Annotated in this window: 14 protein-coding genes; 7 read left to right on the top strand and 7 right to left on the bottom strand. The window is 57.7% G+C overall.

The window, feature by feature from the left end; all coding sequences use genetic code 11:
- Positions 1-18: 18 nt before the first annotated feature.
- From FMN63_RS10035 to FMN63_RS10025, 3 genes are all read left to right on the top strand, one after another.
- A complete protein-coding gene (locus FMN63_RS10035) occupies positions 19-1,254 on the top strand; it encodes an NAD(P)/FAD-dependent oxidoreductase (RefSeq protein WP_148583836.1) in 1,236 nt (411 codons plus the stop codon).
- A 2-nt stretch (positions 1,255-1,256) separates the two neighbouring features.
- Positions 1,257-2,732, top strand: a complete 1,476-nt coding sequence (locus FMN63_RS10030) for an amidase (RefSeq protein ID WP_148583835.1) — start codon at positions 1,257-1,259, stop codon at positions 2,730-2,732.
- Positions 2,733-3,003: 271 nt separating this feature from the next.
- Entirely contained in the window at positions 3,004-3,966 is a 963-nt protein-coding gene (locus FMN63_RS10025; protein ID WP_148583834.1) for an isopenicillin N synthase family dioxygenase, read from the top strand.
- Positions 3,967-4,023: 57 nt separating this feature from the next.
- Here FMN63_RS10025 and FMN63_RS10020 read toward each other — a convergent pair whose 3' ends face one another.
- Positions 4,024-5,136: a hypothetical protein gene (locus FMN63_RS10020; protein ID WP_148583833.1), complete on the bottom strand. Its 1,113-nt coding sequence runs from the start codon at positions 5,134-5,136 to the stop codon at positions 4,024-4,026.
- A gap of 107 nt (positions 5,137-5,243) precedes the next feature.
- On the opposite strand from FMN63_RS10020, the gene gcvA reads away from it, so the two are divergent.
- A complete protein-coding gene (gene gcvA / locus FMN63_RS10015; protein WP_148583832.1) occupies positions 5,244-6,239 on the top strand; it encodes a transcriptional regulator GcvA in 996 nt (331 codons plus the stop codon).
- On the opposite strand, the gene FMN63_RS10010 is transcribed toward gcvA, so the two are convergent.
- From FMN63_RS10010 to FMN63_RS09995, 4 genes are all read right to left on the bottom strand, one after another.
- Positions 6,185-7,048 carry an amino acid ABC transporter permease gene (locus FMN63_RS10010; protein WP_148583831.1) on the bottom strand — a complete coding sequence of 288 codons (864 nt, stop codon included), beginning with the start codon at positions 7,046-7,048 and terminating at the stop codon, positions 6,185-6,187. The genes gcvA and FMN63_RS10010 overlap by 55 nt on opposite strands.
- Positions 7,049-7,125: 77 nt before the next feature.
- Positions 7,126-7,959: a transporter substrate-binding domain-containing protein gene (locus FMN63_RS10005; RefSeq protein WP_148583830.1), complete on the bottom strand. Its 834-nt coding sequence runs from the start codon at positions 7,957-7,959 to the stop codon at positions 7,126-7,128.
- Between the two features lie 52 nt (positions 7,960-8,011).
- Positions 8,012-8,743 carry an amino acid ABC transporter permease gene (locus tag FMN63_RS10000; protein ID WP_209001057.1) on the bottom strand — a complete coding sequence of 244 codons (732 nt, stop codon included), beginning with the start codon at positions 8,741-8,743 and terminating at the stop codon, positions 8,012-8,014.
- 104 nt (positions 8,744-8,847) lie between these two features.
- Positions 8,848-9,591 carry an amino acid ABC transporter ATP-binding protein gene (locus tag FMN63_RS09995; protein WP_286192578.1) on the bottom strand — a complete coding sequence of 248 codons (744 nt, stop codon included), beginning with the start codon at positions 9,589-9,591 and terminating at the stop codon, positions 8,848-8,850.
- A gap of 460 nt (positions 9,592-10,051) precedes the next feature.
- On the opposite strand from FMN63_RS09995, the gene FMN63_RS09990 reads away from it, so the two are divergent.
- Entirely contained in the window at positions 10,052-10,630 is a 579-nt protein-coding gene (locus tag FMN63_RS09990; RefSeq protein WP_148583828.1) for a peroxidase-related enzyme, read from the top strand.
- Between the two features lie 351 nt (positions 10,631-10,981).
- On the opposite strand, the gene FMN63_RS09985 is transcribed toward FMN63_RS09990, so the two are convergent.
- Positions 10,982-11,920, bottom strand: a complete 939-nt coding sequence (locus FMN63_RS09985) for an AraC-like ligand-binding domain-containing protein (RefSeq protein ID WP_162530012.1) — start codon at positions 11,918-11,920, stop codon at positions 10,982-10,984.
- A gap of 237 nt (positions 11,921-12,157) precedes the next feature.
- Between FMN63_RS09985 and FMN63_RS09980 the strand changes: the two genes are divergently transcribed.
- On the top strand, positions 12,158-13,057 hold the full coding sequence (locus tag FMN63_RS09980) for an alpha/beta hydrolase (RefSeq protein WP_148583826.1): 900 nt from the start codon (positions 12,158-12,160) through the stop codon (positions 13,055-13,057).
- A 145-nt stretch (positions 13,058-13,202) separates the two neighbouring features.
- Here FMN63_RS09980 and FMN63_RS09975 read toward each other — a convergent pair whose 3' ends face one another.
- The gene (locus tag FMN63_RS09975) at positions 13,203-14,306 is read right to left on the bottom strand and encodes a helix-turn-helix transcriptional regulator (RefSeq protein WP_148583825.1); all 1,104 of its coding nucleotides are present in this window, start codon (positions 14,304-14,306) and stop codon (positions 13,203-13,205) included.
- 436 nt (positions 14,307-14,742) lie between these two features.
- On the opposite strand from FMN63_RS09975, the gene FMN63_RS09970 reads away from it, so the two are divergent.
- On the top strand, positions 14,743-19,257 hold the full coding sequence (locus FMN63_RS09970) for a VCBS domain-containing protein (RefSeq protein WP_148583824.1): 4,515 nt from the start codon (positions 14,743-14,745) through the stop codon (positions 19,255-19,257).
- The last annotated feature ends 64 nt before the right edge of the window (positions 19,258-19,321 follow it).

The following is a 19,321-nucleotide window of genomic DNA, read 5'->3' as shown; positions in this document are numbered from 1 at the left end:
AGCTGAGAAGAGGTAACAATGTCGGACGTTCTGGTTCTCGGTGGCGGCATGGTCGGTGTCAGCACCGCCCTGGCGCTGCAGGCAGCAGGACGCACTGTCATCCTTGTCGACAGGCGGGAAGCCGGGCAGGAAACCAGCTACGGCAACGCAGGCGTCATTCAGACCGAAGCCGTGGAGCCCTATCCCCTGCCCCTCGCCCTGGGCGCGCTTCTCAAGATCGCGTTCAAGCGCAGCAATGACGTCAACTATCACCTGAACGCGCTGCCGTCCTATCTTCGCCCTCTCTGGCAGTATTTTCGCGCTTCCCTTCCTGCCCGGCACAGAGCGATTTCCCGGACCTATGCCGGGCTCGTCCGGCGTGCGAGTGCCGATCATGCTCCGCTGATCGCTGCCGCAGGTGCCGACAATCTGATCCGGAGAACCGGTCTTCGTTTTGTTTACCGGTCGCAGCAAGCGTTTTATGCCTCCGCCGAGGAGGCAGGGCGTGTTTCCAACGAGTACGGCGTTAAAGTCGCCCTCCAGTCTGCCGCCGACCTTGCGATTGCCGAACCCTATCTGAAACCCGGGCTCGCCGGGGCCATTCACTGGCCCGAGACCTGGAGCTGTGCAGACCCGGGTGGCTTGACGCAGGCCTATGCAAGACTTTTCGTCTCCCGTGGGGGCAGTATCGTCACCGCCGACGCAACCACCCTTTGCGAAACGGACGATGGCTGGTCCGTCACCGCGTCCGATGGGCGGATGTCGGCACGAGAAGCCGTCATTGCCCTTGGGCCCTGGTCGGCCGGACTGCTCAAGCGGTTCGGCTATGACATCCCGCTTTTGCGCAAGCGCGGTTATCATCGTCACTTTACCGGTGGCGGCACCTTGAACACACCAATGGTCCTGGCTGAAAGTGCAACCGTGCTTTCGCCCATGCAACAGGGGCTGAGGGTGCTGACGGGTGCAGAACTTGCATCCTTCGATGCGCCGCCCACGCCCGTCCAGCTGAAGCGAAGCACCATCGCCGCGGTCAACGTGATCGATCTCGGAACACCGGTGGAGACGAAAGCCTGGTTCGGCAGTCGGCCGTGCATGCCGGACATGCTGCCACTTGTCGGCAAGGCTCCGCGTCACAAGGGGCTGTGGTTCCATTTCGGCCATGGCCATCAGGGGTTTACCCTCGGTCCGACCACCGCAACGATGCTCGCTGAAGAAATGATAACCGGCAAGTTTCCTGTCCCCGACCTTTCTCCTGCCCGACTGAGGTATCTCTGAAAATGTCCGACCCCGCAGATTTGACAGCAATTGAAGCCCGGCAACTCATCGGCAGGCGCCAACTGTCGCCGGTGGAACTGGCAGACGCCTGCATCGCCCGAACCGAGGCGATCAACCCTGCGATCAATGCCGTCGTGGCAACGGATTTCGATCGTCTGCGGGACGAAGCCGTAAAGGCGGAAGCAGCCGTCCACAAAGGCGAACCCCTCGGGCCGGTGCATGGTCTGCCTTTCGGGGTCAAGGACATGATCGATGTCACCGGCCTGCCGACGACTTTCGGGTCGGAGATCTTCAAGGACAACATTGCCACCAGGGACGATGCCATTGTCACCGCCATGCGGCGCGCGGGGGCGGTCGTGCTCGGAAAAACCAACAATCCGGAATTTTCAGCCGGCGCCAACACCGTCAATACGGTCTACGGACCGACGGGCAATCCGCATGACCCGTCAAAGAGCGCGGCCGGGTCGTCAGGCGGATCGGCAGCCGCGCTTGCGACCGGCATGGCACCACTTTGCACCGGGTCCGACACCGGTGGCAGCTTGCGCAATCCGGCCGCCTTCTGCGGTGTCGTCGGTTTCCGCCCGTCTCCTGGCGTCGTACCCGGCGACACTAGGGGCACCGCCCTCATGCCTCTGCCGACATCCGGTCCGATGGCCCGCACGGTCGCCGATACGGCGCTGATGCTGGCCGTCATGGCACGCCCTGACAGCCTTGATCCCTTCACCGCGGTGATAGACGGGAAGACCCTTTGGAACCCGGACGATTTCGCGACGCTGCCACGCCGCGACCTGTGCTCCCTCAAAGTCGGCTTTACCGAAGACTTCGGGTTCGCAATGACCGAGCAGGTGATCCGCAGGGCTTTCCGCGAACGTGTCGAGAAACTCGGCCCGCTCTTTGCCGTGGCAGAGGAAATGGCACCCGACTGTACCGGCGCGGATCGGATTTTCGCGGTCCTCCGCGCTGTCATGATGCTTGGGTCTCACCACGGCAATACGCTGAAACATCCTGGCCGCTTCGGGCCGAATATCATGGCCAATGTGGAAGAAGGTCTCGGCTATTCGGCGCTCGACGTCGCCGACGCCATGACCCGCCAAAGCCTCTATTACAGGAACTGGCAGCGTTTCTTTGCCGATTGCGACTACGTCCTATCTCCTGCCGTCACGATCAGTCCGCGTGACTGGCACGAGCTTTATCCGGCCGAGATCGATGGTGTCACGACAGACAGCTACTATCAGTGGCTGGCGCTAGCCTACGCTTCGACCATTGCCGGTCACCCGTCCGTCACCATACCGATGGGCCGGGACGATTTCGGCATGCCCTTCGGCTTGCAGATTGTCGGCAGAAAAAATGATGACCTCGGGGTTCTGGCCGTTGCGGCGGAAATCGAAGCAATCTTCGCCGGCGACGAGAGATTTGGCGTACCCAAACCCGATCTGACCGCTCTTAGGACTGCAGAACCAATCCTGATGGACACATAGCGCCATTCGGGTTTCGTAACTTCCTTTCATCCGAAGCTGAGCCGACCGGGCACCGGTCTGGCTGCTTCCCTTTGCCTTGAGCCGGGGCTTGCTCGTGCCTGAGACCGGGTGCGAACCCGGCGCCCTGGCTCGCTGTGGCAACGGATAGGTGCGACCGCTCAAAGATCGGGCAGACTTCAATTCATTAGGATAAGCATTAGAAAAAATAATGTGCTAGATTGAAGCGCAGCCGCAATGCCTGTCTGTCCGGAAAATTGAGGAGAATGCCCAGATGACCTATGCCGAAGCGAAGAAGACGAGCGCAGACGTTATTCCAGTCATTGATATTTCTCCGTTGAGAGACGGGACGGACCCTCAAGCGGTTGCCGACGCGTTACACGCGGCAAGCAAGGACCTCGGGTTTATCTACATCACGGGCCATGGCATTCCGGAAGAGCTGATCAACTCCGCCCGGGAGACTGCCTATGCGTTTTTCCGGACAGATAATGAGCGCAAGGACGCGGTCCGCGTTTCCAGCCATCACCGGGGCTGGATCGGTCAGGGCGGCGCCAAGATGCAGGACGACGCGAAAGCCGATCTGAAGGAAAGTTTCATCTGGGGGTGGGAACCTTCCACACAGACGGAAGGTGACGGACACCCGCTGCGGGGCAACAACCAGTGGCCGGACTTCGTTCCCCAGTTAGAGCAGCATTCGAAAGCGTATTTCGAGGCGGCGCATGAAGTCGCCTATCATCTCATGCGAGGCTTTGCGCTCGGCCTCTCCCTCCCGGAAGATTTTTTCCTGCGCAGCACGGACCGCCCGCTGTCGCGCGCGTCCTACGTTTATTACCCGGCACAGCCGGATACGATGGGAAAAGACCAGTTCGGCGTTGGACCGCACACCGACTTCGGCGTGCTGACGGTCCTTTGCCAGGATGATGTCGGCGGACTGCAGGTGGAAAACGCTCAGGGCGAGTGGGTGGAAGCGCCGCCGGTTCCCGGATCGCTGGTTGTGAATGTGGCCGATCTGCTGGCACGCTGGACTGCCGGTGCCTACAAGTCCACGCCGCATCGGGTGGTAAACAGCTCAGGACGCGAACGCCTGTCGCTTGTCCTGGCATACGATCCCAACCCGGAAACCCAAATCGATGCCCGCGATGTCTTCGGACCGGAGACTGCTTCGGCCGATCCCATCACATGCGGCGACTACCTTCTCTGGCGCTTCGAAAAAGCTTTCAGCTATCGCAAGGCTTAAAAAGGGTGGGCTGCTGTCTCAGGAGGCAGCCGCGACACCTGCCCCACGCGGACGCCGCTATGCCTCGAATTGCAGGCGTCCGTTTGCCGACAGACCAATCTCCTGGGCAGGAGCGCGAAAAAGAGCGCCCAGCTGTTCATACCGGTCGAGCAATTCCTCGCCGCCTGCCAGCCTGCCTGGAAAAAACCTTCCCTCCTGCCAGACCGGGACGCCGTCAATGAGGACCGTCGGGTCAACGATATTCAGCGATATCTCGCCCGGCGCATAGTTGCCGCACGTATGGAAGTGAAGCAGCCGGGGATTGCCGAATGCCCCACCGGACCAGCGCTCCAGACTGGCGCCGGCGCTGTCCTTGAACGCGCATCCCGGGTGAATGCCCGCATGCCAGGAGTGCATGACCCAGGGGTCGATCCCGAGTTGATCCGCTACGTGGCAATAGTGTTTGCGCGCGGCTGCGACGTCTTCGGCGCTGCCGTCAAAACCGGTAATCCGCTCGTCTTCAAACGCGATGAAAAGCGTGTCCCTGAGTTCCACACCATAGGGATCGTAATAGTTTGAACCTGTGCCAACGAGAAAACCCGCCTGCGCGACCGTTCCCCGGAAGCCCGAGCCCGGGACCGGTGTGAAAACGGATTGCGGGAACCGGACTACCGATGTGTCGCTGCCGGAGTTCGGAAACTGCGCTCTGCCGCCCCTGACGTCCGTCCCGAGCGGGCATGTCAGGTGAATGTCCTGCGCGCCAGCCAGAGCCCGGTTGACGAGATTCTTGAGCTCGATCATCGCGTCATGATCCGTCTGGCCGAAGCCGGAGGCGAGCATCTCACGATCCAGTGCGTAACACACGATTGGCCGCTTCGATGCCAGCACCGAACTGAAGCGCAACTGATCGCCGACGCGGTGAAGGAACACCGTCTGATCGTGCGGTTCCATGGACGCCAGAATGTCGTCGGAGTTGTCGGCCTGTCCTGGATCGAATGGCAGAACCGTCACGGTGACGTCGCAGCCAAGATCTCGCGCCACATCCGCGATGGCATCGGCCAGCCCCTCGCCATACATGCCGCAGGCCGGATCCTCCGCGATGACAAGCAGGCTCTGGCCGGAACGGACGCCCGCGCAGTTCATAAGCAGATTTTCCGCGCCGAGCCTCAGATTACTGGCAATTTGGGTCATGATCTTCTCGCAAACAAAAGATTTCCGCCTCTGTCTCCAGCCCACGCCAGATCTCCTGACGCGACAGTGAATTGAACTCTTCTAATTCAGGCATTAGAACAACTAATATGATTTCGAACTTGCCATTCACCGCGTTGCGCGCCTTCGAGGCTGTGGTCCGACTGCAAGGTTTTGCCCGCGCTGCCGAAGAACTTGCCGTCACCCAGAGTGCTGTCAGCCAACAGGTCAAATCGCTCGAGGAATGGCTTGGCCGCAGGCTCGTGGATCGGAAACCGGGCCGCACGCAACCGACCGAGGACGGTCGCCGTCTGGCTGCGGCAGTGGCGGAAAACTTCAATAATATCGCGACGGTGTGTCACGAAATCCGCGATGCCAATCAGCCTAATCTGACGATTGTCCTGTCTGCGCTTCCCGGCTTTGCATACATCTGGCTCATTCCGAGACTGATCAACTTCAACCTTCGCCATCCTCAGTACGAGGTGTCGATCGTCACATCGCAGATCCCTCCGAATTTTGCGGTCGACGAGGCGGATGTCTCCATCAGGTATGGCAGCGGCACGTATCCCGGGCTGCACGTTGAGACGCTCATGCACGAACGCCTCTTCCCGGTCTGTTCGCCGGAGCTGCTCCAGAAAACCCCTTTGAACTGCGTTGAAGACCTCGCGAACCATACGCTGCTTGTCGATGACGTCAGTCAGAGCGACGGTCTGCCGCCGACGTGGGAGAACTGGGCGAAGGAGATGGGCTGGAGCTTGCCGCAACCGGCCCGCTCCATGCAGTTCGGCCAGTCGAACATGGTTGTGCAGGCCGCGGTCCGCGGCTTCGGGGTTGCGCTTGGCAGAGAACCGCTGGTGGTCGACGAACTGGAAGCCGGTCGCCTGGTTCGTCCGTTTCCGGAGCTGGCGACGTCGCATTACTCCTATTCGATCGTTTGCCCGAAGGCCGCGGTCGAGTCCGAGCGCATTTCCGCCATTCGGAACTGGCTGCACGATGAAGTGCGCGAACAGGCCCCCATCACGGACGCCTCTCTTTTCAAGCCGCCGGCAGGTCATTCTTCCAAACGCGAAAAAAGCTGCGACAGTCCGAAGCAGATGAGAAAATAGAACCCGGCGCACGTCAGCCAGGCCTCGAATATCAGCCGTGTGGATGCGACGAGTTCCAGTGTCTTGAACGTCAGCTCCTGAACGGAGATCAGCGAGACAATCGAGCTGTCCTTGATCAGCGAAATGAACTGGTTCGCCAGCGGCGGGATGACCTTTCTGATGGCCTGCGGCAGAACGATGTATCGCATTTCCTGCCAGTAGTTCATCCCGATAGATCTGGCGGCCTCGCGCTGTCCATTCGGCACGGCCTGAATGCCGGCGCGGACGATTTCGCCAACGAAGGCGCTTTCGAACAGGGCGAGCACAATCGTTCCGGCAACAAGCTGCGGAAACAGGCGCATGTCGCCGAAGACAAACACCCAGACCGCATTATTTTCCGATCGCGCGATACCGCGTGCCCAGCGCTCCAGACCGAGGGCTTCGATGAGCGGCTGGGACAGGAAAAAGAAAAAGATGAAAACGACAACGACCGGCGGAATATTGCGAAGAAGTTCCACATATGTGCGCGCCAGCAGACGGACGGTCAGGTTTCGCGACGTTCGCGCAAGACCGAGGATAACGCCCAGAAGAACCGCCAGCAAAGAGGCGCATATGGAGATCCTGACGGTCACGGCCAGTCCCTGCAGAAGCAGATTGGCGAACCATTCCTGACGTCTGGTATGCCAGCCCAGGATGTAGTTCGGGATCAGGTGCCAGCGCCATTTGTAATTGAGCGTTTCGGCCGTCTGAAAGGCGAAGAAGATAGCGCCCGAAAGCAGGACCGCCAGGATAAGCCAGTCACCCCAGTGAAGTCGTTTCAGAAGCCGCATCTTGGTCCTTTCACGGATGTGCGTTCACTGCGGATTGGAGCGGGACGGCCTGTCCCGCTCCCGTGGCGTGGCATCGTTTATTCCGGGATCTGATCGGCCCACTCGTCGGAGCGGAACCAGTAGTTGTGCCTCTGCTTCAACCAGCCGTTCCTGGTGTTGACCCCGATCCAGTTGTTGAAGAAGTTGAGCGCGTCCGGATCTCCCTTGCGGATGGCGAAGGCTTCGCCCGTCGCCTGGAAGGCATAATCAAACGGCACGTTGACGACATCGGGATAGCGGCGCGCTTCGGTCGACGGTGCCGGCTCGGACCCCATCATCGCATGGGCCTTGCCGTTGAGAACCTCCTGAATTACGGCTCCCTCGTCATCGAACTGGACCACTTTGGCTTCAGGAAAGGTCGCGGCGATGATCTCAACCGCGACCGCGCCGCGGCGCACGGCGAAGGTCACATCCGGGCTGTTGTAGTCCTCAAGCGAAAAGCCCTCTGTCATCTTCGTGTTGGCAAGAATGGTCTGGCCGGAAAAGGCATAGGGATCGGTAAAGTTGACCGTCAGATTGCGTGCCGGATTGATCGACATGCCGGAGATGATCACGTCAAACTGACCTGAAACCAGTGCGGGAATGATGCCGTCCCAGGCAGTCGGGATCCACTCCACGTCAACCCCCATGTCGTCGGCGAGCTTTGCGGCCACATCGATTTCAAAACCGATGAGATCGCCGTTGACGTCCCGCATGGTCCAGGGTTTGAAGAGCGAAACGCCGACCTTGATCACCCCTTCGCTCTTTATGGATTCGATCACGCTTTCGCTGCTCAGCGCCTGGGTGGCGGACTGCGCAAGGGCCGGGCCAGTGCCAACAACGGCAAGAGCTGCGGCCAGTAGTAAGCCTATGGTTCTTCTTGTCGGTCTCATGCAAATTCCTTTCTCTGGAGGGTGGTTCCGGTCAGACGACTCGTATGTCTTGTTATTCATGCCGTCCGATACGGCTTTCGAGTGCGGAAACGCCGAAGGACATCGTCAGCGTTATTGCCAGATAGATGAGCGCTACGGTGAACCAGATCTCGAAGCTCATGTATGTGTCGGATACCAGGTTGCGCCCCACGGTCGTGAGCTCTGCAACGGCAATGACACTGACAATCGCGGAGGATTTGACCAGCTGAATTGCTTCGTTTGTGAGGGGCGGCAGCATCAGGGGCACCGCCTGCGGAAGAATAATGTAGCGGTAGGCCTGGCCCTTGGTCATGCCGATGGACTTTGCGGCTTCCCATTGTCCCTGGGCGACCGATTTGACGCCGCTGCGAATGATCTCCGATACCAATGCGCCGTGGAATGCGCCCAGGCAGATGACCGCAGCCGTAATGCGGCTCCAGGTAAAAATCGGTCCCAGCACGTAGTAGAAAAGATAGACCAGAACCAGCAGAGGCATGTTCCGCAGAAATTCCAGAAGGGCGATGGACAGCCATTTGCCGATGACGAGGTTCGAGAGCCTCAGCAACGCCATGGCAAGACCAATGGCGACAGCCAGCAGAAACGCGCCCAACGAAAGAAAGAGGGTCATACCGAGGCCGACAATGAGCTCCCCTGCCTGGAACCCATTGTCGGTAAACCGGTAGATATAGCGTGGAATGTTGTACCACTGCCAATTGTAGCCCATGCGCGCAGCGCCGGAGTAGGCACCGTAAACGATTAAACCCATAAGGCCCGCGTACATCAGAAGTGCGAATCCGGTTGATCCCGCCACCCGGCGGGACAGCGGGGGCCGAGACGGCATGACATTTTCTGAGGACGTGACGCCGGCCATCAGTGGTCCAGGATCTTGTCGAGAAAATCCCTGCAGCGCTCGCTGCGGGGATGATTGAAAAACGTGTCTGGGTCGGCCATTTCGACGATCTCGCCAGCGTCCATGAAGACCATTCTGTCGGCGACTTTTCGCGCAAATCCCATTTCGTGCGTCACGCAAACCATCGTCATGCCGTCATGAGCCAGCTCGACCATGACCTCCAGAACCTCGTTGATCATTTCAGGATCGAGTGCGGACGTGGGCTCGTCGAACAGCATGATCCGGGTCTCCATGCAAAGAGACCGCGCGATCGCCACCCTCTGCTGTTGCCCACCCGACAACTGCCGAGGATACTTGTCAGCCTGATCGGGAATACGCACACGCTCAAGGAACTTGCGAGCGGTCGCTTCCGCCGCTTTCCGCGAAATCCCGCGCACTTTTTGCGGGCCGATCACAAGATTTTCCAGGACCGTGAGATGCGGAAAGAGATTGAACTGCTGAAAAACCATCCCGACCTGCTGTCGCAGCAAGGTTATGTTTTTCGCCCCTTCGTAGACTTCCATGCCATCCACGAAGAGTTTGCCCCCCTGGTGGAACTCAAGCGCATTGAAGCAACGGATCAGGGTTGATTTTCCGGAGCCGGACGGCCCGCAAATGACCACCCTCTCGCCTCTCTCAACATCGATGCTCACACCTTTCAATGCGTGAAAATCACCGTAGAACTTGTCGAGTTTCCGGGCCCTGATCACGGGTGCGTCGGTCAATGTCGCGCCTTTCGTTATTGCCACTTATTTAGACTATCAGTTTATGTTAAGTAGTGTCTAATGTGAAAAAGACGGCGACGGTCCAACTGCGCAAAATACCTGCAACTGACCATTCAATGAGCGCCTGATTGATCGATCTGAATGCAATTCAATGGACCGCATTGCAGGAAAAAGGGCTTGAACCTCGGCGTTGGCGATACAGGAGCCTCCAGAGGGGCGGCCGTGCTGAGAAAAGCAAGAGGCACGGCTGGACAAGTCTGCCCTTTGGAGGGTGACGGTATGAAAATCCGTTGTCTTTTCGACGGCTGGGCCGGGCGTTCCCACCTGATCATTTGGCCGATCCTGCCTGCAATGATCTTTCTCCGCATCATGACGGAGACGCTGCCCAATTGCCGCCCATGATGCGCTTGCCGACACCGGTGTTTCGCTGCCCCTCCCTTGTGAAAAAGAGGAATAGATAATGTCTGCCTGGATACGCATGCTTTCCGACGAAGAAGCCGATGAAACGCTGACAGCAGCGCTTGAGCTCGCCCGCACGCCTCATGGCACCGTCGACAACGTGATGCGGGTTCATTCTCTCCGTCCATCGACCATGATCGGCCACATCAGGCTCTACCGCGCGTGTCTTCACGACGAGTCGAACGCGATCCCGATGTGGTTTCAGGAGGTCATCAGCTCCTATGTGTCGAGCCTCAACAACTGCGCCTACTCCTATGCAAACCACTGGAAGAACGCGGCCCATCTGATAGGCGACCCCGAAAAGGCACGAAAGGTCGAGACTGCACTGGAACAGCGAAAACCCGAAGATGCCTTCGATGGTCCGGAGCTGGCTCTACTGCGCTATGCAGAGAAACTGACGCTTCATCCCGGAGACATGGTCGAAGCAGATATTGTCGCCCTTCGAAACGCAGGAGTCGATGACGGCCGTATCCTGGAAGCCAATCAGATCATCGGATACTTCAACTACGTGAACCGGCAGTTGAACGGGCTTGGTGTCAGCACAGAGGGTGATGTTGTCGGCTACTACGCGGAAGAGTGAAGCTGGTCGTCCCGGGTGCGTTCACCGGTGTCGCAGTCTGATGCCTTGGCATCGTGCGGGCTCACCAAGAGACGGCATATGGCCGCCATGTCGATTGGCGAACCGCGCGAACGGCGATAAGCGGCTGGTCCTGGGTGGCGTGTTGTTGCCATAGGCTCATCCGAACAAATGGCAGCCTGCGCTTTGCGAGCGCATCGCGGCACGATAGACCGCAGGTGCTGCTCTCAGCGTGCATGTGCCAAGCAAACGCAACGGACCCGTTTCAAGGCTCGGGCTTATTCCCAAAGGCTTCAATGTTTACCCAGGAACGCCTCTGACATTCGCCCCTTTGCCGGTGGGCGGGGCATAGTCTTATTTCTTGCGCAGTGTCTTGGGGGCGATGCCGAACTCTGCCCTGAAGGCACGGCTGAAATGGGCCGCGTCGTTGAACCCCCATCGGAAAGCAATTTCGGTGATCGTGTCGCGGCAATGCGGCCGCGAGAGATCCGCATGACAGCGGCGCAACCGCTCGCGCCGCATGAAGTTGCAGCACGTGTCGTTGTTGTGCGCAAACACCGTATGGAGATATCGCAGCGAAACGCCATGCGCCTCGGCCACCATTGTGGGGTCGAGGCGACCGTCTTCCAGGTTGTTCCGAATAAAGCGGCAAAAAGCGGCAAAGTGGTCCCGGTGCGCAAGCGACGCCGGAGGAGGCTCCTGCCGGGTGGTCAGCGTGGCCATCAAGAGGCTCAGGATCGGCTGCATGACAGCTTCGGCCTCTTTTTCCTCGATTGTTGTGAAGTCTCGCGCCAGCCGCCGAAGCGCTTCGGCCGATATGCCGCTGACGGCGCTCGAATTCTTGACCACGGTTCCAGCAAACCGCTCAATGTTCCAGTCCAGGCGCTTGGCCCGGAATTTCGGGATCAGCAGCGTGAGTTTGTGCAGCCGGCTCGTAACCTTGAAATCCATTTCGCGCTCGCTGTCCCACAGCACGAAGTCCCCCGCCGAAAGCTCAGCCTGACGGTCTCCCTGTCGAATGATCTCATGGCCACTAAGCTCGAATAGCACGCCGAAATAGGCCTCATCGCTGTGGCACAGTTCGGGTTTGCGGCGTGAACCCTCACAGGGATCGCAACAGCATTCGACGACGCGGATCCCATCGAGAATGCGCTCGCAAATTTCCGCGTGGAAATCTGACGTTTCGGAGGATTTGAGATCCCAATCCAGGTGCGTACGGCTCAAGGCATGACGCCAGGCCTCGAATTGAACAGGGCCACGAAGGGATTGCGTTGACCAGGTCTCGGCATCCATTGTCTTGTCTCCTCCCGGGCGCGCCTTTCGGCGTTTTTTTGTGCGCGGATGATCAAGTCCCGGCGCATGCGCCGGCAAGACCGAACCTCCTGCTTGGCTCAACATACGCTCCTCCCGATGTCTCGCCCGCTCTCCGAGTTTAGGCGAACCGGGGAAATTTACCAGATGCCGGACCGATGGCGGGGAGAGGACCGTCAGCGAAACCGGTATCGAAGCTGCAAGGGAGGACGCAGACACATGCGCAAGGATATCGAGTTCAAGACAGAAGATGGCGTCACGTTGCGCGGGTGGCACTATGTACCCGACAACGCTTCGGGGCCTGTGCCAACCATTGTGATGGCACACGGGTTTTCGGCCGTGAAGGAAATGTACCTCGACCGCTTCGCCGAGGCTTTTGCTGCTGCGGGGCTCGCCTCAATAGTCTTCGACAACCGCAATTTCGGAGCAAGCGACGGCGAGCCGCGTTACGAAATCGACCCGTGGGAACAGGTTCGCGACTATCGGGACGCTATCACCTGGGCCGAAACACTGCCGGAAACCGATGCAAATCGGATCGGGATATGGGGTTCGAGCTACAGCGGCGGCCACGTCATGGTGGTGGGAGCGCTGGATCGACGGGTAAAATGCGTCGTCGCCCAGGTACCGCTGGCCAGCGGACACAGAAATGTGCGCCGCCTCATCCGCGCAGACTATCTGGCCGGTGTGCAGGCGATGTTCGATGATGACCGCCGGGCCCGGATGAACGGTGAGCCGCCGGCGATGATCCCGGTGGTTGCCGAGGATCCGGCAGCGCCCTCCGCCTTGCCCACACCCGACAGCTGGACCTGGTTCACCGAGACCGGCAAGACCCGTGCACCATCCTGGCACAACGAGGTGACTTTGCGCTCCGTCGAGATGTTCACCGAATACGAACCTATCAGCTACGCCAAATACGTCAGCCCAACACCCATGATGATCGTTGTGGCCCTGGGCGACGTGCTCACGGTTTCCGACCTTGCACTGGAAGCCTACGAGGAGGCTCTTGGTCCAAAACGGCTCGTAACGCTAAGCGGCGGTCATTTCGACGCCTATGTGGATGATTTCGACGCCTCATCCGAACCAGCGGTCGAATGGTTCCGCGAACACCTGAAGCCATAACGCAGTCTCTCCGGACGGCCTTCGGGCCGTTCGGACCGGTCTTGTTGTGCATTCTTCAAAAACGCCACCAGATCTTCATAGAAAACAGACAGGGGCGCACACGAATATCATTAAATATATAAAGAACCGAGGTTTTTCGGAGCCGTTATTCGAAGACCTTGAAACGCTCGTAAAGCTGGAAAAGCTGTTTCTGCGAATTGACCCCCATCTTGGTCATTGCGGCTTTCAACTGTTTCCGCACAGTGTCCTGCTGAACACCTTTGCTGCGGGAATACTCCGCCAGCGGTTGCATTTCTATGACTGCAGCAATTGTCGCGCTTTCGCCGACACTCAACCCGTAGAACTCGGCAATACGCTCCAGCGTCCGCGACGACAGAATGTCCTGAGGATTGAGCTGCACGATCTTGTAGGTCACCCAGCGCGCCGGCTCCAGCCGCCCGTCAACGAAACGGGGAAGCGGGTTGAACACCTGAACGGCATAGGTCGAATCCGTTTTCTTGTCGAGAAGACGCACCAGAGGCGCTTCACCGTTGCGCACACGCCGATGAACCGCCTCCACCTTTTTTTGCTCCGCCGGATCGCGGCAGACCAGTCTGCCGTTCTGTATCCGCACAAAACCATGGTCGAGCATTTCCCTTGCCAGTTGGTTCGCATATTCAACCTCACCATTGGCAAGCATGATGATTGCGTGGGTCTGCGAATCGTTGGCGGACCTGTGAACCTGCTCCCGCTCTGCGACTTCATTCCGCAGTTGCCGGAGATTAAGCGCCTTCCTGGCATGCACGACGAGCTTAGAAAAATCCGCCACCACCTCTTTCGAGAACCCCCCGTCCTTGCGAAGGCTTGTGACGCCAAACCACCCTGCCCCCCCGTCAACCGAGATGTTGTTGCCCATGATCCTGTTCACACCGGACCTGGGAAAAAGATCATTGAGGATCGGGCTGGAACGTAACCCGTCCGCTGTAGTTAACTGATCGTCCATCAAGACCTCCCCTATGCGCGCCTTGGCAATGAGCTTCAGCCGATAATCGTGATTGACATGATGTTCTTGGAATTCCTTGAGGAATTCCGGGTCCATATTTGCGGTAAAATTCAGTCCAACCGATGAGTTCTCCTCTCCAAGAAGACAAAGGTGAGACTGGGATGCTTCAAGATAAGAAACAATTTTCGAAAGAGTTAAATAGAACAGCTCCTTGCTTTCTACAGCCTCGTACAATTCTGAGATAAGTTTATCAAATTGCTCGCACATTTCTAAAAGACAACATCTGAATCAACGTAAATATTATCAATAATAACAGCATCAAAACTATGCAATCGTACACACAACCCAAGAGGGAATCAATCCCGCAGCGCGGTAACAAATAATTTTTCGATCCATCGAAAAAATTTATAATTAGTTAATTATGCCTAGATAGGCGCCAGAACCGCCCGTTAACTTTGCTTAACGCATTGAAACTCTAAACATTTCCACTACCCCTTGATTACGCTACGGCTTTTGCGGAATTGACCTAAAGACATGGTTAAAAAATTTTCTGACCCGCACAGTCCCCATTTGGGGAATGGCTCATTTTGAAGCAGTCTGACAATCCTGCTCGCGCATTTCAGCAAGGGTGATTTTGACACCCGTTCTATAATCACCGGTTGTCTCTCGCAGTTAGCCGGTGGAGCGAGTGAGGAATGGAATAATGCCTAATAATATAAATCTATCGGAATTTTTTGACTCAATCCGCGCAACTCTGGCCGACATCAAGAACAATACTTCTTCGGTCAACGACATTGACGTCGTGGGTACCTACATCGAAGAAGATGGCAGCGACCCGGCGCCGGATGTTTCCAGTATCAATTTTGTTAACGGGACAACGGGTGCCGATGTACCGCTCGAAGGAACAGCGGGTCTTGATATCGTTCTTGCCAGAAGCGGTAACGATATGCTTGTCGGTTACGGCAGCATCGACATCCTGCTCGGGAGTGACGATGTAGATACGATCGACTACTCCTACCTGAACGGAACAGAGAACGGCATCTTCATCGACCTGCGCAGCGGTATCGCCGTGAGCAAGGGTGGTGACATCGACCTGCTGTCATCCATCGAGAATGCCATCGGTACGGTCAACAGCGACGTTCTGCTCGGCAACGGCCTGAACAACATTTTCTTCGGTAATGGCGGCAGTGACGTCATCGATGGTCGCGGCGGTAACAAGGACGTCGCCCAGTTCACCGGCAAAGCCGAAGATTACGAGATCAAAACCAACGAAGACGGTTCCGTCAGTATCAAAAACGACACCGGCACGACGACCCTTTACAACATCGAACTGGTTCAGTTCGGCGAAGGCAGTGAAGTCGGTGATATCAATCTTTTCAGCGTCACGGATGGTGCGCTCGTCGCCCACAATGATGCAATCGACGTCACCGAGACCTCCGACGACGACGAAGCCGAAGTCGCCGCAACTTTCAACGTTCTGGGCAATGACGACGAACTCGGCGAAACTGGCGGCCAGGTAATCAACCAGCTGGCTTTCAAAGGTGCCGGTGGCGCGGAAGTCAACGTCGATACCGTCCCTGATGGAGATGGCTTGCTGGAGGTGCAGGGCAAATACGGCACCTTGTTGCTGAACGTCGAAACGGGCGATGCCAGTTACGTCTATTCCGATGAAGCGAACCGTCTCGCCGAAGGCGAGGAAGGTGTCGATACCTTCGTTTATCAGGTCGTCGGGGGCGACAAGGCCGAATTCAAGGTTACGGTCACCGGCACCAACGATGCTCCGACAATCGGCGGTGACCTTTCCCTGAATTTCCTGCCCATCGTGGAATTTCCGGATGCGGAGGACCAAGGTTTCGTCCATTCCCGCAGCGGGGTCTTCGAGGTCAACGATCCGGACACAGTCGTCAATCCGGACAATTTTGAGATCCAGATCAGTGAACCGAACCTGTCCCTGGCCTCCGGTGCCGGCGACATTCTGGAAATGCCGGGCGATATCTACGCTGCCCTGACTGCCAATGACTCGAACTTCTTCTTCTGGACATTCGACCAGTTCGACGACCAGGGCCGGGTAACCTATTCCTACAAGGTCCAGGACAAGGCCATCGACTTCCTTGCCGAAGGCGATGTTCTCACGATCGACTATACGCTTAAGGTCCAGGACAAGAATGACCCGGAGTCCTTCGTTGAGCGCCCGGTCACCGTGACCATCATCGGTACCAACGACCAGCCGGATATCCTCGTCGAGCAGAGCGTTCTTGACTTTGCAATTGACGAAGCACTGGACGCCAATCCGCAGAGTATCGGCGAATTGACCGGCAACATCGTGGTCGACGATCCGGATCTGGGCGACACGCTCTACATCTCGGTCGAAGGCAATGGTTCGCCGGACTATTCGGAAGGCGATCTTCCGGATGGTGTCGATATCGACAGCCTTCTGACGGCAGGCAATTTCAATTTTACCAGCGGGTCTGCACTCAACAACATTTTCTCCGTGCCGAAGGGCGAAGACGGGAATGTTGAATTCACCTATGCCTACAACGGCTCGGCCGATCTCGACTGGCTGGCAGATGGTGAAACCCTGACCTTGACGTTCGACGTGAAAGTCAGCGATCGGAACTGGTTCCCGGAAGGCACCGACACCACCCAGATCACCATCACCATCACCGGTACCAATGACGTTCCGACGCTGACTGCGGTCGACGTAAGCGGTTCCATCGTTGAAGGCGATCCGTCAACCCTGTCCGACACCGGCTCAATCGAGTTCACCGATCTCGACCTCTCCGATACGCCGACGGCAACCTTCGCAGTCAAGAGCGTTGAAGGTCTTGATGGGGTCGGCCTGACCGCCAGCCAGATTGCAAATATTCAGGCTGGATTCGGGCTGTCCGCTGATCCGGGCAACGCGAACAACGGCACGATCAACTGGTCTTACAGCGTCGCGGAAGAGCATCTCGACTTCCTGGCCGCTGAAGAACAGGTCAAAGTGGTCTACACCGTGACGGTCGATGACGGCAACGGCGGTGTCGTCGAGCAGGATGTCACCATCACGATCACGGGCACAAATGATGCTCCGACGATTGGCGGGGACCTCTCCCTGAACTTCCTGCCCATCGTGGAATTTCCGGATGCGGAGGACCAGGGTTTCGTCCATTCCCGCAGTGGTGTCTTCGAGGTCAACGATCCGGACACGGTCGTCAATCCGGACAATTTTGAGGTCCAGATCAGCGAACCTAACCTGTCCCTGGCCTCCGGTGCCGGCGACATTCTGGAAATGCCGGGCGATATCCACGCTGCTCTGACGGCCAATGACTCGAATTTCCTCTTCTGGACATTCGACCAGTTCGACGACCAGGGCCGGGTAACCTATTCCTACAAGGTCCAGGACAAGGCCATTGACTTCCTTGCAGAAGGCGATGTCCTCACGATCGACTACACGCTTCGGGTTCAGGACACGAATGACCCGGACTCCTTCGTTGAGCGCCCGGTCACCGTGACCATCATCGGTACCAACGACCAGCCGGATATCCTCGTCGAGCAGAGCGTTCTTGACTTTGCAATTGACGAAGCACTGGACGCCAATCCGCAGAGTATCGGAGAATTGACCGGCAACATCGTGGTCGACGATCCGGATCTGGGCGACACGCTCTACATCTCGGTTGAAGGCTCCGGCTCTCCGGACTATTCGGAAGGAGATCTTCCGGACGGTGTCGATATCAGCAGCCTTCTGATGGCCGGCAATTTCGACTTCACCAGCGGCAACGAACTGGACAACATCTTCTCCGTGCCCAAGGGACCGGACGGGAATGTTGAATTCACCTATGCCTACAACGGCTCGGCTCCACTCGACTGGTTGGCAGATGGTGAAACCCTGACCCTGACGTTCGACGTGAAAGTCAGCGATCGGAACTGGTTCCCCGAAGGCACCGACACCACCCAGATCACCATCACCATCACTGGTACCAATGATGGACCGGTGTTCTCGGGAGGCGTCTTCGAAGGTGCTCTTGAGGAAGCCAACACACCGGCACAGCTTGAGACATCCGGTGAGGTTTCCTTCGCCGACCTCGACCTGTCCGACACGCCGGAAGTGACTGCTCAGTTCACCTCTGTCAAACCAGTCGAAGGCAGTGGCTTCGCGCTGACGGAGGCACAAGCACTTGCCTTCCAGAGCGCCTTGACGGTGCAGCAACCGGCTGGTTCCGGCAACAACGGAACCGCCACCTGGACGTTCGCAATTGCCGCAACGGCACTGGACTTCCTTGCCCAAGACGAACAGCTGGAAGTCAAGTACCTGCTGACCGTTACGGACGACAGCGGAGAGACGGATACTCGGGAAGTCATGGTTGTCGTGACCGGCACCAACGACGATCCGACAATTACCTCTGCAGACATCCTGGGCGAGGTGACGGAAGCTGGTGTTGATGAAGCAGGTACCGACGTTGCCTCTGGCCTGATCGTGGGCGCAGATGTCGACATTCGGGATGTTCTGACTTACTCGGCGTCCGTTCTTGACGGATCGCTCGGGCAATTCAGCATCGACGAGGATACCGGTGAATGGACCTACACCATTGACCAGTCCGACGCCGATGTTCAGGCGCTCAACGTTGGTGACAGTGTTGAGGAAATCTACACGGTTACGGTTTCCGACAATAACGGTGGCACCGTCACGACGGACGTAACCATCACCATCAACGGCTCGAACGATGCCCCCACCATTGAGAACTACACGGGTACGTTCACTGTTGTTCACAGCAACTCGAACAACGACGAAAGCAGCTTCAATCTTCTTGAGCTGTTGAATGCCAACGACGTTGACGATGGTGAAACCGAAACGCTCCAGATCGATGAGATCTCGGGCACTCTCAGCCTGTCCATCTCAGGCCATCAGGTAACGCTGGATATCGCCGATCTGGAAGCCGCAGGTCTTCTGAACATCGGGGAGGCCGACGGCAGCGTTACTTTCAACCATAACCTGGAACGCATTATGGCCCAGGTAATGGATCAGGGCGAAACCGCCAACATGTCCGGTACAATGACTGTGGTGGACGTCAATGACGCCGTCTCCAACTCCGCCGAGTTCGATATCGAACTGTCGGTAGATCCGGACAAGACGAACACCTTCGGTGGCGACGACTGGACCACTGACGGTGGCGGTGACATCCCCGAGATGCTCATCCCGACATTTAACGATGACGGCGACGGTCCGCTGCTCAGCTGATCCTGAGGTTCCCGGAGAGGGCGCAAGCGCCCTCTCCTCCCCTTTTATTTATTTTTTGGAGAGT

This window comes from Stappia sp. BW2 (genome assembly GCF_008107695.1).
Classification (GTDB): Bacteria; Pseudomonadota; Alphaproteobacteria; order Rhizobiales; family Stappiaceae; genus Roseibium.
Note: the sequence above shows the minus strand (reverse complement) of the source record. Positions and strands in the feature narration are given on the sequence as shown.